At 39.9% G+C, this 14,852-nt stretch carries 12 protein-coding genes; 3 read left to right on the top strand and 9 right to left on the bottom strand.

Features of this window, described 5'->3' with window-relative positions; all coding sequences use genetic code 11:
• Positions 1-276 precede the first annotated feature (276 nt).
• From AAC026_RS08385 to AAC026_RS08370, 4 genes are all read right to left on the bottom strand, one after another.
• Positions 277-834, bottom strand: coding sequence for a hypothetical protein (locus AAC026_RS08385; protein WP_339696956.1), 558 nt, complete (start codon positions 832-834; stop codon positions 277-279).
• 365 nt (positions 835-1,199) lie between these two features.
• The gene (locus AAC026_RS08380) at positions 1,200-2,387 is read right to left on the bottom strand and encodes an aminotransferase class I/II-fold pyridoxal phosphate-dependent enzyme (RefSeq protein ID WP_339696954.1); all 1,188 of its coding nucleotides are present in this window, start codon (positions 2,385-2,387) and stop codon (positions 1,200-1,202) included.
• A complete protein-coding gene (gene nhaC, locus AAC026_RS08375) occupies positions 2,377-3,831 on the bottom strand; it encodes a Na+/H+ antiporter NhaC (RefSeq protein ID WP_339696952.1) in 1,455 nt (484 codons plus the stop codon). The genes AAC026_RS08380 and nhaC overlap by 11 nt, the downstream gene beginning before the upstream one ends.
• A 70-nt stretch (positions 3,832-3,901) precedes the next feature.
• Positions 3,902-4,576 (bottom strand): copper homeostasis protein CutC, encoded by a 675-nt coding sequence (locus AAC026_RS08370; protein WP_339696950.1) that lies wholly within the window; start codon positions 4,574-4,576, stop codon positions 3,902-3,904.
• A gap of 104 nt (positions 4,577-4,680) precedes the next feature.
• Here AAC026_RS08370 and AAC026_RS08365 point away from each other — a divergent pair, with 104 nt between their 5' ends.
• A complete protein-coding gene (locus tag AAC026_RS08365) occupies positions 4,681-5,571 on the top strand; it encodes a 3-hydroxybutyryl-CoA dehydrogenase (protein ID WP_339696948.1) in 891 nt (296 codons plus the stop codon).
• 213 nt (positions 5,572-5,784) lie between these two features.
• On the opposite strand, the gene AAC026_RS08360 is transcribed toward AAC026_RS08365, so the two are convergent.
• From AAC026_RS08360 to AAC026_RS08350, 3 genes are all read right to left on the bottom strand, one after another.
• On the bottom strand, positions 5,785-6,087 hold the full coding sequence (locus AAC026_RS08360; RefSeq protein ID WP_339696946.1) for a type II toxin-antitoxin system RelE/ParE family toxin: 303 nt from the start codon (positions 6,085-6,087) through the stop codon (positions 5,785-5,787).
• On the bottom strand, positions 6,084-6,305 hold the full coding sequence (locus AAC026_RS08355; protein ID WP_339696944.1) for a hypothetical protein: 222 nt from the start codon (positions 6,303-6,305) through the stop codon (positions 6,084-6,086). The genes AAC026_RS08360 and AAC026_RS08355 overlap by 4 nt, the downstream gene beginning before the upstream one ends.
• Before the next feature lie 184 nt (positions 6,306-6,489).
• Complete coding sequence (locus AAC026_RS08350; RefSeq protein WP_339696942.1) at positions 6,490-7,968, bottom strand: hypothetical protein; 1,479 nt, start codon at positions 7,966-7,968, stop codon at positions 6,490-6,492.
• 60 nt (positions 7,969-8,028) lie between these two features.
• Here AAC026_RS08350 and AAC026_RS08345 point away from each other — a divergent pair, with 60 nt between their 5' ends.
• Together AAC026_RS08345 and AAC026_RS08340 are read left to right on the top strand one after the other, a co-directional pair.
• Positions 8,029-8,721: a 16S rRNA (uracil(1498)-N(3))-methyltransferase gene (locus AAC026_RS08345; RefSeq protein ID WP_339696940.1), complete on the top strand. Its 693-nt coding sequence runs from the start codon at positions 8,029-8,031 to the stop codon at positions 8,719-8,721.
• A 70-nt stretch (positions 8,722-8,791) separates the two neighbouring features.
• Positions 8,792-10,024, top strand: coding sequence for a nucleoside recognition domain-containing protein (locus AAC026_RS08340; protein WP_339696938.1), 1,233 nt, complete (start codon positions 8,792-8,794; stop codon positions 10,022-10,024).
• A 183-nt stretch (positions 10,025-10,207) separates the two neighbouring features.
• Here AAC026_RS08340 and AAC026_RS08335 read toward each other — a convergent pair whose 3' ends face one another.
• Both AAC026_RS08335 and AAC026_RS08330 read right to left on the bottom strand, forming a co-directional pair.
• The gene (locus tag AAC026_RS08335; protein WP_339696936.1) at positions 10,208-11,659 is read right to left on the bottom strand and encodes a hypothetical protein; all 1,452 of its coding nucleotides are present in this window, start codon (positions 11,657-11,659) and stop codon (positions 10,208-10,210) included.
• 153 nt (positions 11,660-11,812) lie between these two features.
• On the bottom strand, positions 11,813-14,434 hold the full coding sequence (locus AAC026_RS08330) for an AAA family ATPase (protein WP_339696934.1): 2,622 nt from the start codon (positions 14,432-14,434) through the stop codon (positions 11,813-11,815).
• Positions 14,435-14,852 lie beyond the last annotated feature (418 nt).

The raw sequence follows: 14,852 nt of genomic DNA, 5'->3' as shown, positions 1-14,852 counted from the left end.
AGATTGCTTCTGAATTCTTGCCTAGCGGCTTCCAATTCATCGCAATGACAGTGACCGAGGCTCACCACAAAACCCAAACATTTATACCTCAAAGGCCTGCTCCACCGTCATTGCGAACCTGAGAATGTATAATGAAGTGAATGAGCCTACGTGAAGCAATCTCACTGATTACTTAACCGCAATCTCGTACAGACGCTCTTCAAGCTCAACCTCAGAGTGACGGTAAGTTGTGCGCCTCTGCGTTACTTAGCGTTCTTTGCGGTTTAATAAAAGTCGTTAATATCCCCAAGGTGCGCTTGGGGTACTCACCTCTTTGGTAAGGTCAAATTTCACTGAGAACAGGCGATCACTTCCAATTCTTTTTAGGTTGTAGGTAAAGCTTTTGTCATCTACTGTCACCCACCAAACATTGTTAGAGGCATAAGGTATTAGGTCTGAAGTTTCTTGATCTGCAGGGAAAAACTGAATATTGGCCAAGCCTGTATTGGAGCTTAAGCCACCATATTGTGTGACTTTATCTTCAGTACCATCTTCATGTCTATGGTCGTGTTTTAAACGAATGAGCTTATCTTCTGTCATTGTAAAAACCCAAGTACGAGACTTATCTTCACCCACAAAAAATGGAATTCTGATTGTGTTTTCTTCGCAAGAACGAACATGCATCACGAGTTTCTCTCCCATAAAACCATCTCCCTCTACTCCTCCGGCCGTGATTTCTCCTTCATAAGACTTTCCACAATGCGTTTGTAATGTATTCCAAAACTTTACCGAACCGGGAAGATCTTGCGCCATCATCTGGATAGGAAACAAGATTAAAATCAACAACTTTTTCATGCAATACAGTTTATATATTAAACAATGATATGGGTATTATTTGAATTTAGGGCATGTGTTCTTTTTAAATAAGTCATGAGAGCATTGTGTGTCTTATGAAATCTGGAGTCATTCCGTAGGTTTCGAGGCTGTGGAATTTCACGCTTCAACAGTCAATCACTTCTGTGTTTCTGAAAAGGATCCTTACAGGATGACTCTACTGGACGATAGTTCACACAACGAGTAGCTTATGTGTCTTATGGCTTGGAACAAATCTGCCACTACTGTCGTAGGTTCGGAGAACCTACGACAATTATACCCTAGGACTCTGTTCTATAAATTCAACTCTACGCTACTTAGCGTTCTTTGCGGTTTAATAACGGTTACTAAATCCCATCCAAAGCCTGATTCAAATCATCAATGAGGTCTTGAGCGTTTTCGAGGCCTACGGAAATGCGCATATCGCCCAAAGAGATCCCAAGGGCATCAAATTGATCGGGGCTTAGTTCTTTTAAATAACTGATGGCAGGCGCATAAATCAAGCTCTCATGTCCGCCCCAGCTTACCCCTATCTGAAACAGCTGAAGTGAATTCACGAACTTTTTAATGCTCGGCAGATTGGTAGTTTTCAACTGAAAGCCCATTAATCCTGTAAAACCCGTCATTTGCTGATGCGCCAATTCCTTCTGATCGAAATGATCGAGCCCAGGATACCGCACCAATTCTATTTTTGGATGCTGATCCAAGAATTTCGCTACCACTTTTGCGTTGGTTTGGTGCTGCTTTACTCTAACTGTGAACGTGCGTAAACTGCGCAAAAGCAACCATGCTTCGAAAGGCGCCATTTTAGCCCCAATCCATTCGTATTCTCGCAGTGAAATGGAATCAATCAACTTGGCCTTGCCTATTAATACACCAGCCACCACATCGCTATGACCGCCAATGTATTTAGAGCAAGAGTGCATTTCCAGGTCGACACCCATGGCCAGAGGTTTCTGGAACAATGGCGTGGCCCAAGTATTGTCGATAATGGTTTTAATACCTTTGGACTTGGCCAATGCTGTGACTCCTGAAATATTCTGCAATGAAAAAACTGCAGAAGAAGGGCTTTCTAGAAAAATGAGACTGGTATTGCTTTGAATTGCGTTTTCAAACTCAGCCACTTCCTTGCCTTCAACAAAAGTGATTTCAAGATTAAACTTGGGTTTCAGATAAGCCGTGAGGAAGTTATTGGCTGGACCGTATAAATTCTTCACCGCCACCACATGATCTCCAGCCTTGATGCAGTGCATTACCGCAGCAGAAATGGCACCCATTCCCGAAGGAAACAGTTGCGCCTTCTCCCCTCCTGCCAATGCGGCCAGTTTCTCCTCCACCATTTTCACCGTTGGGTTTTTACCCCGCGTATAGATAAAACTGTCCAATCGATGATCGAAGGCATGATCGATATCGTCCCAGCTTTCGAAAGTAAAAAGTGAGTTTTGAAAAATTGGAGGCACAACAGCTCCATTGGGATGCCTTTCCGTATCGTGTGCCAATAATGTTTCGGGTTGAATGGGTTGTTTATTTTTCATCTGATTTCGCTTCTTTCACTTCGTTATAAAAGCATCCTTTTCCTGTAATGGCGAGCAATGGTGCTATGATTAAATTGATTAGTGTAATGAGTTGCCAATGCCAATAATCGCCCACAGCCACACCTAAGGTAGCGGCTAAAAACACGCCCGTGGTCGTCCAAGGAATAATATTTTCGATCATAGTGCCGTAATCTTCAATCGAACGTGAAAGCACTTTTCTTGGGATTTTGTACTGATCGTATTTCTTGCCAAAAGCATCGCCAATAATAAAGCTGGTCGCGCTTTGGTTGGAGGTGGTCGCGTTCGTAAAACCAGCCGCAAATAAGGACGAAATAATCACCGAAGACCTTGTTTTAGCAAAGGAGAAAATACGGTTGACCAGTCGTGGCATGGCATCAATCATATCGATAGAGCCCACATAAGTAAAAATTACAAAAGAGAGCATAATGGCAAAACTCAATTCATACAGTCCGCCACGAGTAAAGAGCGTCACAATATTTTCGGGCACTGTGGTCATCCAAGTCGCCATCGAAGTATCAAAACCCTTGTTGAGTGTATTGATCACATCGTCCATGGTATATTGTTGGAAGATAAGTGCCAGAATTGCGGCCACCATAGAAGAAGCCAATAGCGTGGGCAAAGTGCCCTTTTTGGTGATAGAACCGTAAAGCACAATCAACGGAGGAATAAACAAGAACACATTAAAATTGAACATGGATTCAATCGCAGTAAGCGTTGTTGTAATTTGCTCTGTATCTATTTGACCATCACCCACAGGCTTCACAAAACCCATAACAAAGTAGATGATGGCGGCAATAAGTGCTGAGGGCAGTGTGGTGTACATCATAGATCGGATGTGATCGTACAAATCCGTTTCTGCTGCCATGGCCGCCAAATTAGTGGTATCGGAAAGCGGAGAGATTTTATCACCAAAATAAGCACCCCCTACTATCGCGCCAGCCGTAATGGCTAAATCGGCATTGACAGCGCCTGCCATTCCAATTAGTACCACACCAATTGTACCCACCGAGCCCCAAGAGGTTCCCGTAAGGGTGGAGAAAATAATAGGAATTAGAAAGGACAGCACATAGATGTAATCGGTATTGATCATTTTAATGCCGTAATAAATCAGCATTGGAATAGTGCCGCTAATTATCCAAGAACCTATAATCACTCCAATGGCAAAAAGGATCAGGATGGCGGGTAAGCCTTTGGCCAATTTCTTGACAATGGCCTTGAGAATATCGTCCCAAGCAAAACCCATAATAAGCAATTGGGAAATCGAAAACACCGAAGCCAATAGAAAAACAATTTCAAGTGGAAAAGCTTCTTGATTTAGGAATTGTGGCCGAAGAATCAAGCCATAGCCAATCATGATGGATAGAAAGGCAACAGGCAATACGGCATGATAAAATTTTACTTCAACTTTTTTAACTTCCTTCATTTTTAAAAAATATGCATAAGATAAGGAGGCTCATTTGATGCACAATGATCAATACATAGAAATCCTCTTACTACTTTTGAGCAAGTTGTAGAATCCGCTTTAATTCCCTCACCATTTCTATACTGGTGGTGTTCTCATTTTTCGGAATGGCCGCACTGTGATATTCCGTAGCGCCAGTCTCAAATAAGCGTTCCAAATTGTTAGGCCTTACGCCCCCACCCGGCATAATAATCATTTCGCCTTCGGCTTCTTCAATCAACTCGCCTATGGTGTCTAAACCTTCCAAAGCCGTTGGGGCGGTGCCCGAAGTAAGTATACGCTGAACCCCGATTTCCTTCAATGTTTCCAGTGCTTCGTATGGATTGGGCACTTGGTCGAAAGCCTTGTGGAAAGTAACGTCTAGAAAACTGGCGCATTCCAGCAGTTCTGCCGTTTGATATTCGTTAATGGTTCTGTCTTCATTAAGGCAACCAATCACCACGCCATCGCAGCGCATTTCGGCACAATGGCAAATATCTTCTTTCATGAGTTCCATTTCCATTTTGGAATACACAAAATTACCCGCTCGTGGCCGGATCAACACATACACAGGAATCTGAAGTAGTTCTCTAGTCAGTTTAATCAAACCGTGGCTGGGCGTGAGTCCATCGGCTTCAAGGTGCGAACAGAGTTCGATTCTATCGGCTCCACCGTTTTGGGCGTTGAGGGCAGATTCTATGGAGTTGGCACAAATTTCAAGTAGCATAGGGCAAATATGGAAATAGCTTTGGCAATAAACCCGCTGATGAAACAATTTTCTTAATCACCCTTTTATATTTGTGCTTAGGATAGAAAAATCAAACATAGGTTATGAAAAATATATCAGTAATTGGTTCGGGTACAATGGGCAACGGAATCGCTCATGTTTATGCGCAAAGCGGCTTTGCTGTAAATTTGGTAGATATCTCTGCTGACGCTTTGGCGAAAGCCGTAAAGACCATTGAAAAGAATTTAGATCGAATGGTGGCCAAAGAAAGAATTGACGAAGCCACTAAAAATTCGACTTTAGCAAATATTACTACCCACACCGACCTTAAAACTGGCGTAGCCAATGCCGATTTGGTGATTGAAGCGGCTACCGAAAACGTAGACATCAAACTTAAAATCTTCCGTGATTTAGATGCCTTCACCAAGCCTGAATGTATTTTGGCTTCCAACACCTCTTCTATTCCAATTACTAAAATTGGTGCCGCCACCAACCGACCTGACAAGGTGATTGGGATGCACTTTATGAACCCTGTTCCGGTCATGAAACTGATAGAGGTGATCAACGGCTATGCGACTTCGGCTGAAGTAACGGCTTTGGTGATGGAAACTTCAAAGAAATTGGGCAAAGTACCTGTAGAAGTAAATGATTACCCTGGCTTTGTGGCCAACCGTATTTTGATGCCAATGATCAATGAAGCCATCATTTCTTTGTTTGAAGGCGTGGCGGGTGTTGAAGAAATTGACACGGTAATGAAACTAGGCATGGCGCATCCGATGGGGCCATTGCAACTGGCTGACTTTATTGGGCTAGACGTTTGCCTTTCTATTATGAATGTGCTTTACGAAGGCTTCGGGAACCCGAAATACGCACCTTGTCCGCTATTGGTGAACATGGTCACCGCTGGTTATTTAGGCGTGAAATCTGGCGAAGGTTTCTATTCTTGGAACCACGGCACCAAAGACTTGATTGTTTCAAAGCAGTTTAAGAGATAAGGAAATCACTTTCCAAATTAGAAATTAAGAGTGTCTGAAAAGGCACTCTTTTTTTGTTTTAATAGTGCTGGTTGCCTCTAGGCAGGCAAGCACCAGTTACCGCAGTGGGCTAGTGAACGCTAGGGTCAACCCAAAAACCGATTCAAAGAACAAAGGATTAGAAATTAGCGGCTAATGCTATAAAATTTCATCCTCCCCTTTTCCTCAATTAAATCAGACCCTTAGTGATTTTGGGTCTTGGTGAGTATTCCAAAAAGTGATTAAATCAATTCTATTGGCTGACTTTGACACTCTATAAAACAAAGTAATGTGCTTATTTATAACGCATTTATAAACCTGATCAGACTTTCTATAGACAGGGTACAACTTAGGGTTTTGTCGAATTGAATTTACTACTTCATCAATTCGATCAAGGAAATTATTGATGGTTAATACATCCCATTCTTTGCTCAAATAGTCAAGGTTTTCGTTCAAGGTGAACTTGGCTTCAGTTGTCCATTTAACAACGAAATTCATGAGCCATACTTGGCCCTCATATCGGACATTACATTCTCGTGGTCATGGACTTCATTGGACTTGGATTGTTCAACCCCTTTATCAATAGAGTTTTCCAATAATTCGTCCCTCTCCTCCAGTGCACTTTGTAGAAAAGCATTTACACGAGAAACAATAGTAGCATCCTGCAATTGTATCAGTCGCTCTATTAAATGAAGTTTCTCTGTTTTAATATCCATAGTACAAAGTAACGAATTATAGCAATAAAATTATAACCCTTACTTAGTAGGTAAATGGTTGTTGCTTTATTCCCCAAGCTTTGAATCAATCCAAGACCGAACTGAAGAATAAAGCGCTGGAGATTAGAGGGTGAACTAGAGTTTTTCGAAACAGACCTGACAGGTTCTTGAAACCTGTCAGGTTTTAAAGAGATTTCTTAATTCTATAAAACCTCACTCTTCCCTTTTCCTCAATTAAATCGAGATACCATTGCCTTTCGGAAACTGCATTTTTAAAGGCGGTAAAATTGGCGGTGTCATTATACTCTTCATTGAAGTAAGCTTCATTGAGCAGAACATAATCACCAATTTCGATTTGAGAAAAATCCATTTCTGAGAACCAGAAATACTTATCCTCTACTTTGTTGAAATTGTAGAAGTAAGGATAACCATAAGAATTGAGTCCATCAGTAATGACGGTTTGGGCTGCTTTATCTTCCACCAAATACTGCTGTACAATGCTTTGCTCTGCTTTAAAGCCTCTGTTGCCCGATTTGTAAATGGTGTAAGCGGGAATCATTAAAAAGCCAAACACAGCTGCAATCAGTATGGCTTTGTTTTTCAATAATTCGAACCACTTATGCTGAGGCCAAAAAGTAACGGCTGTCATAATAAAAGCAGGAATGAAAAAAGCGATATGTCGTGTTTCTAACGGTAGCGGACTGTAATACCGCCAGTTAGTGGAAAAGAACCAATAGCTCAGCATTAAGATCAGGCTGGCAATGGGCCAAAATTTATCCGCTTGTTTTAGGCTGAAATCCTTTCGCTTTAAGCCAATCATGGCAGGCAAAGCCAATAGCAGCGGAATAAAATAACCGCCCTTGGTGAAGGTAATTAACGGCAAATAAGTCAGGCGCTTCCAAAGTAGAGATTCCTTATCGAAAAAGGTTTTTACGGTGGCCACATGGTTGTTGGCAATATTTTCGAACCGATACATAAAGCTGCCTTTGGTTTCTAAATACCAAAAACCGTGGAGCAGAAAATAGAAAACACCTAAACTGATGAAGATGCGCCAAAAGCCTTTATTCCTTCTATTAATTCTATCAGTAATAAAGAGATAGGCCAGCAGCGGCAACAATAGAAATACCGTGGTTTTGATCAAAAATGCACCCAATAAGGCTGTGGCCGTAATAAACCCTGTCAACCGATAATCCGCTTCATTTTTCAGCACTAAATAATAGCCCACCAGAAATATAAAAATACAGAGTGTTAATGGCAGTTCTGGAAAAAGGTGAATGGCGAAATTGATCATGTGGTAATCACAGAGAATGAGCATTCCGCCCAAAAGCCCAATCCAGTAATTCACCCTATTCGCCAAAAAGAAAAAGAGGTTGATCAGCCCCAAACCGCAAAGCAGAGGAAAAATTACCATGCTGTATTCGTTAATCCCAAAGAGGTCAATAAACCAAGCGGTGGGGTAAATAAGGACTAACCTACTTGTAAAATGATTGGTGGTTACTTCAAAAGTGCCTTGATTGATTTCATTGGCAAAATTGAGGTAAGTGTAGTCATCCCAAAACGAAAGGCCTTCGTTGGCGAAGCACCAAACGGCTATAAAAAGCAGGTTGATGGCCAACTGAATCCAGCGGTATTGTTGGGGTGAAAAAATTCTCTCTGCCTTCATTCGCAACGAATATAATTGAAATCAAGGCATCTATTCCTATTTTAGTGACCAAACCCGCTTATGCACTTATTCTATCAACCCGATATTCCCGCAGGCACTTTGCATTTAGATGACGAAGAGTCGAGGCATGCCGTTAAAGTTATGCGCTTAAAATCAGGCGATAGCATTCAACTTACCGATGGCAAAGGCAGCTTTTATACCGCCAACATTACAGAGGCCAACCATAAAAAATGCGCTTTCGAAATCATAAGCAAAGAAGAGGTCAACCCACATTCCACTTTCAGGCATTTGGCCATTGCACCTACCAAAAACCTGGACCGCACCGAGTGGTTCGTGGAAAAAGCAGTGGAGTTGGGTGTAGACCGAATCTCATTCCTCTTGGGCGATCATTCCGAAAGGAAAGTATTGAAGCTGGATAGAATTATAAAAAAAGCCATTGGTGCCATGAAGCAATCGGGACAGGCTTTTATGCCTCAACTCGATGAACTGACTTCCATCAAAAACTTCATCAAAGAGGTTCAAGCCGACTATAAGTTTATCGCTTATGTGGATTTTGAAAACGAAGCTTTATTGAAAGACAAGCTGGTCGGTTCGACTTCAAACTTAGTGATGATTGGCCCTGAAGGAGATTTTAGCGAACGCGAAGTGGAAATGGCCTTGGCCGCGGGTTTTATAAAAGTAAGCCTAGGCGCCAATCGTTTGCGTACCGAAACGGCTGGTATGGCTGCAGTGCATTTGATGAATTTGGTTTAAAACACCTTATTCAAAATAGCATCTCGACCAACAAAATTGTAAATCGTCAATCTTAATTCTAAATTCACCCATGGCTTTAAATTACATCTGGGTTGCCTTTTTCCTAATCGCCTTTGTGGTCGCGCTCATCAAACTGATCTTCTTTGGTGATACCGAAGTTTTTCCGGCCATGATCCAAAGTACTTTCGACATGGCGAAAACAGGTTTTGAGCTTTCATTGGCCTTAACTGGAGTTTTAACTTTGTGGATGGGCATAATGCGCGTGGGTGAAAAAGGTGGAGTTGTAGCCATTATTGCCCGATTTATCAGTCCGCTGTTCACCAAAATCTTCCCGGACATCCCAAAGGACCATCCTGTTTTTGGCCCCATGGTCATGAATTTCTCGATGAACTTTTTAGGGCTCGATAATGCCGCCACTCCCCTAGGTTTAAAGGCCATGAGTGGTTTGCAAGAACTCAATACCAATAAAGACACTGCCTCCAATGCCCAGATTATGTTCTTGGTATTGAACACTTCGGGCTTAACACTAATCCCTGTTTCCATTATGGCATATAGGGCCACGGAAGGTGCAGCCAACCCAGCAGATATCTTCATCCCTATTTTATTGGCTACCTTCTTTTCTACTTTGGCAGGATTGGTTACGGTTGCACTTTACCAAAGGATTAATCTGCTGAACAAAACCATTCTGCTTTATTTAGGCTCGCTTACCGCCTTTATCGTTTTAGCGATTTATTACTTCCAAAGTATTCCGCAAGAGCAAGTTCAGGTCATTTCTTCGGTGGCCAGTAGTCTTATTTTATTTACGGTGATCGCCTCTTTTATTGGGCTCGCACTCAAAAATAAGATCAATGTTTACGAGGCATTTATTGAAGGCGCGAAAGACGGTTTCAATGTAGCCATTAAGATCATCCCTTATTTAGTGGCCATTTTGGTGGCCATTGGTGTTTTCCGACAATCGGGCACTTTAGATATTCTTGTAAATGGGCTTCGCGAAGTGTTTGCCCTTACTGGCATGAATACCGATTTTGCGGATGCCCTCCCAACCGCCTTAATGAAACCGCTAAGTGGTGGCGGTGCCAGAGGAATGATGGTAGAATCAATGCGCACCTTTGGAGCCGATTCATTTGTAGGCCGCCTATCAAGTGTCTTCCAAGGTTCTACCGAAACCACCTTCTATGTACTGGCCGTGTACTTCGGTTCGGTGAATATTAAAAACTCTAGGTATGCGGTTACCGCTGGCTTAATAGCCGACCTTGTGGGGGTAATTGCCGCTGTATTTATCGCTTATCTGTTTTTCTATTAAGGCTGGCACGAACTTAACTAAGAATTGAAAGGCACCGAGAGGTGCTTTTTTTTTGGTTTTTAACGCTCTGGCTATGATGAGTATGCGTTCCAGTTGCTAGATGCATTGCAGTTTGCAGTTTGCAATATCTTATCAAAAGGCTCAGTTGCATATTCATTTTTAGCATTTGTTATGCATCTTTATTTATATGAATTTAAGAGGTTGTTTGAACCTAGAATCTCCTGCAACTTTACTTAGACTCCTTGTAGAAAAGTTAATAATTACATCCAAAGCCTTGTTGATATGAACATCCGTAGTGGTGTCTTTAAGAGTCTTAGCGATATCTCTAATTCGTTGATCTGGCAGTGTTCTATTAAGATCAATTGTAAATTCTGAATCAGAGAACAACTTCAAGAAATCGGTTGTTTCTTGGACCTTAAACATTTTAATGAATTTTACATAATAAGGAAGTGCTCTTTCATCCACTCCTTGCTTATATCCAAGCCCATTTCCTGCATAGCAAACGCATATGACCTTTACAAACATTTTACGAGCAGCGGTGGGAATTCCTCGATTCGATAATGAATTATCTATTGATTTGGCATGCGAATATTCGTTATAAAAGTTGTTTCCGGAAAAATGAACACTCTTAAGATTTTCTAATTTATCCAGTAATTCTGCTGCTAGACTATCTTCATCTTTGTAGCCTAGTCCATCGACAACTTCTAGGAACTTTTGTGTTGAGTCTTTCCTTTGAACATCCCCGTTTACGCGGTAAAGTCCAAACTTGGCTCCAACCTTGTATTTAGCTGCTTCAGAAGCTGCGTTCCAAATATATGGAGCGAGCCCTTCAATATTATCCGAAACCTTTTGTTCAATGTCTGGAGCACAGAAATTACCAAATAGTGTGAGGAGTAAGTCATCAATTCGTTCTTGAGGTTGTTTGGCGATATCTCTACCAATATGTTGGTAATCATCAGCAGGAATTTCATTTTTACGAACATTATCCAAAAACCTTTTGATGTTCACTACTGAGATATCAGGTTCAGCAGTTATTGCATATTTCAGACAGTTTTCAAGGAAACTTAACATATCCATTCCTGACAAATCATTGTCGTTGGGATGTGCAGAACTTGCATGATTTCGGAAATAATTTACATGCTCAAGACGCTTAAAGTTGACATCATTAATTAGTCCAATCCTTCTACATATATCAAGTAAGTCATAATCGGAGATTGCTTCCATATCCTCCTCACCACTCAGCTTTTTATATCTTGAAGCGAGTTCACCAGCAACATTGAAGAAGTAGTCTAAATCGAATTTTATTATCAGCTGTCTCAGAGACTTAACTGTTTCATCCCATAAGAAGGCGAGAGCTCCGTCAAAAAGTCCCACTGTTATCGCAACTGTAAGTTTCGATAAGTAAAATGCTTTTTGCCTTTGGTCATACGGTAATACTTCCAACGCACTCTCTAAGGAAAATATCACTTTTCTTCGTTCTTCGATTGGCATAAGAACGTTCTCTGTGGGCAATCCTATGTGCGTTAATAAGTTACTCAACGGCTCATTAAATGCTGCTATTGATGTCTCAACCTGCTGCGGTGAGCTGCCAGAGGGTATGAGTTCAATTTTGTTGTTTTCTGGTGATTCTTCCATGAGTAAGAGTATGAAGTACAACGGTTAGTATATGAAAAGTAGGCGATTTCGAAGCACGAAACTTTAGGTTAACTACAAAGTTTAATAAGAGGTAAGTTCCTTGATTTCACTACTGTTTCGCCTATTTTTTATATACATTGTTATGGGCTGGCTTTATTTATTTATTTCCTTTCGTTTTTCTTTAACTTCTTTATTAATCTCATCGAATCTACGAATTTCTTCATTTAGATTCTCCAAACTTGGTTTTTTGAAAGAGTATTTATCGCTATGAGAATGTCCTTCCATATATCTACAGCACTGATAGAAACTGTCAAGAACTTTCTCTCTTAACTCGTCATTAAAAATAACAGCACCTAAACTATCTACACTTACTCTTTCTTCAAATCTTTGGACAACACCATTGAATAGCCCAAAAACAACAAGAGTCTCGTAACTCGTTCTTAATGCCGCAAAACCATTTTTTATTTTATCCTCTCTAATTTCAGGTGGAGATTTCTTCGCTTCAGTGTAGTATTCTTGAGCTTTACCTGATGTTTTGTATCCTTTTTCAAATGAAGGAGTGTTATTTAACCAAATTGTACCTGGTTGATTGCCGTCTACGTTTTCAATCCAATGACATTGGTTGACAATGTTTAAATCCTTACAATGGCCGATTAAGGATGAAACGAACACCAAATCGTGTGTGAAAACGACAACTTGTTTTTGTGAAGATTCAATTACAAGTCGTTCTGCAATTTCACTTTTTCTTTTTTCATCCAATGAAGTAACAGGGTCGTCAAAAACTATCCCTTTGTTTATTTCCGATAACTGCATTTCTGCAAGAAAATCTGCAATTGCAATTACCTTTTGCTCTCCCTCACTTAAAACAGCATTTGGGTTTGTTCCTTTTAATTTAAGCTGCCTGTATGATTTACCTGCCGAACCTGTATGATTGATGTCAATCCCGAAATTTCCATTGAGTTTTTGACATTCTTCATTAAAAACATCAATGTATTTTTGATTGAAGTACTTGTCAGATAAAGCTTTTTCAGTGTCTGTAATTTTACGTTTTGCAAAGTTGGCTTTCGCTGCTTTTTTAAGCCAAACCTGATTATTGACGTAAGTTTCAAACTTTGAAAAATGGGTATTGAATTTCTCTTTGTGTTCCAAAAGCGTTTTTGCTTTCAGCAAATTAGCCAACTGCTTTGCCTGTTCATCTTCCTTAATAACCTTGATGGATTCGTCAATAGCCGTTTCAATATTGGTGTGTTGTACTGTACTGATTTTTATTTCCTCTATTTCGTTTGCTGTTTTGTTTTGAATGTCGGAAATAATGTTTTGAGCAAGCGTTTTCTGTTCCGAAAGTTTTTTCTTTAACACCTCTAACTCATATGGATATTTTTCGGTCAGCCAAACTGTAAGAGTGTTGTCTTTCGGAAACAAGTCAAAGTTTAGTTTCTCAAATGCTTGTTTTACTTTTTCAAGTGCTTCTTGTGCTTTCTTTGCGTTTTCTTCTGCTACACTCTTAATGAATTGCCAATAATTGATAATCAGATTTTCGGCTTCTCCTGAAAGTGATTGCTGACAAAGTATGCAGTTGTCTCCATTTTCGGGATAACCTACATTTTCTGTTTTCTGTTTTTTAGCAAACGCTTCGGCAGCTACAATAAAATTTTTCCATTCTTCTGTTCCTATTCCTTCAATTTTATCGGTTTTAAAGTTTTCAATTCCTTCGGCTTTTGCTGATGCCGTTTTTGTGATGCAGTCTGTAATTGCATCTTTGATTTTTGTTAGATAGTCTCGTTCAAAATATTTATTTAGGATTTCAATTGAAGTTTTGTTTTCGCCTAATTGTTTTTTAATTGCTTCAAGGTTCTTTAATTCTTTCTCTTTTCCTTTTGAAGCTAAAAAAAGCTCATCATATTCTTTCTGAATTTTCTTTTTTTCAACTTTATCTTCATCAGAAAAAGGAGTGTGCTTTTTCAGGTCGTCAATGTTAGTTTGAGCATTTAGGTTCTGAACAATGGTTTTAATTTCTGATTCCCCATCAAATAAAGCAGAAAGATCATCTGCTGTGTTTCCTGAATTTTTGGTAGCAATGTCAGAATTTAGTTTTTGTTCAACTCGAATGACTGCATTTGTGTATTCGGCAAAGAAACATAGCCCTGCTGGACGGAATTCAAATTCATTCCTATCTGAAAGTTGTTTGAATACACCTTTTCCGTCAAAAATCGCAAACTGTTCAAACTCTGCATTGTCCTTCTGCGAGTATAATAAAGGAATATCCGTTTTGTTGGATTTAAAGGTAAATTTTGCATCTACTATTTTATGTCCACTTTCAAGGTGAACATTTGGTAAAATATCTTCTTCTACTTTAGAGTAGAAAGCCTTTTTTAACAACCTTACATAGCCTGACTTGCCTGAACCATTAGCACCATAAATAATCGTAAGGTTTGAACTAAAATCAATAGTTTGATTTTCGCTTAAGGCATTTACGCCTTCAACATTTTCAAGTTTGGTTAAAAGCAAATCAGACTTGTGATTTGCTGTACTTGCTGAATGATAGTTAATCTCAATTTCAGGTTTTTCTGTTTCCTCTTTGAGTTTCAGTTCTTCGAGCAAAAAAGAATATGAAGTATCAATATCGTTATCTGAAATAGCATTTCCCGATAAAATATTTTCAGCAAGATATTTTGCCCAATAGGGAAGTCCGTTAGCGAATTTCTTCACTTCCGTTTCAAGTGTCTCCATTTGCTGTTCTGCTTCGACTATTTTGTTTAACTCTTCAGATTCCATATTAAGATTAGGTTGCTGTTTTTACCTTGCCTATAACGTTCTATAACGCGCACTTTAGTGCTCGATATATTTCAAATAATTAGCAAAAAGTTCACGTTAGCTACGGAAATAGCTATGCTATACGCACCTTTTAACAAGTGCTATTTTAGTGAAATTAATTGATTAAACAGTAATATCCATTGGGCTTATAATCTTTACCCCTTCTCTTCTTCTGTAATTATTAAACTACAAAATATTATTCTGTCCTCCTTTCTACATCCAAACATAGGATGACGAAGTATTTGGTCTTTGCGGTCTTTACGGTTAGGTCATCATTGAGATTGCTTCACGTAATCAGCTCTACTTCGAAAAACTTTGGCAGGTTCGCAATGAACTGTGTTAAAAGTCAATGTTAATTTCTGTTTAGAACAAAATTATA

This window comes from uncultured Roseivirga sp., from assembly GCF_963973945.1.
Classification (GTDB): Bacteria; Bacteroidota; Bacteroidia; order Cytophagales; family Cyclobacteriaceae; genus Roseivirga.
This window is presented reverse-complemented; position numbering and strand designations above follow the sequence as displayed.

Bases quoted from the DNA above. Each gene is read 5' to 3' on its own strand.
- AAC026_RS08385 (WP_339696956.1), bottom strand. From the start codon at position 834: ATGAAAAAGTTGTTGATTTTAATCTTGTTTCCTATCCAGATGATGGCG.
- AAC026_RS08380 (WP_339696954.1), bottom strand. From the start codon at position 2,387: ATGAAAAATAAACAACCCATTCAACCCGAAACATTATTGGCACACGAT.
- nhaC (WP_339696952.1), bottom strand. From the start codon at position 3,831: ATGAAGGAAGTTAAAAAAGTTGAAGTAAAATTTTATCATGCCGTATTG.
- AAC026_RS08370 (WP_339696950.1), bottom strand. From the start codon at position 4,576: ATGCTACTTGAAATTTGTGCCAACTCCATAGAATCTGCCCTCAACGCC.
- AAC026_RS08365 (WP_339696948.1), top strand. From the start codon at position 4,681: ATGAAAAATATATCAGTAATTGGTTCGGGTACAATGGGCAACGGAATC.
- AAC026_RS08360 (WP_339696946.1), bottom strand. From the start codon at position 6,087: ATGAATTTCGTTGTTAAATGGACAACTGAAGCCAAGTTCACCTTGAAC.
- AAC026_RS08355 (WP_339696944.1), bottom strand. From the start codon at position 6,305: ATGGATATTAAAACAGAGAAACTTCATTTAATAGAGCGACTGATACAA.
- AAC026_RS08350 (WP_339696942.1), bottom strand. From the start codon at position 7,968: ATGAAGGCAGAGAGAATTTTTTCACCCCAACAATACCGCTGGATTCAG.
- AAC026_RS08345 (WP_339696940.1), top strand. From the start codon at position 8,029: ATGCACTTATTCTATCAACCCGATATTCCCGCAGGCACTTTGCATTTA.
- AAC026_RS08340 (WP_339696938.1), top strand. From the start codon at position 8,792: ATGGCTTTAAATTACATCTGGGTTGCCTTTTTCCTAATCGCCTTTGTG.
- AAC026_RS08335 (WP_339696936.1), bottom strand. From the start codon at position 11,659: ATGGAAGAATCACCAGAAAACAACAAAATTGAACTCATACCCTCTGGC.
- AAC026_RS08330 (WP_339696934.1), bottom strand. From the start codon at position 14,434: ATGGAATCTGAAGAGTTAAACAAAATAGTCGAAGCAGAACAGCAAATG.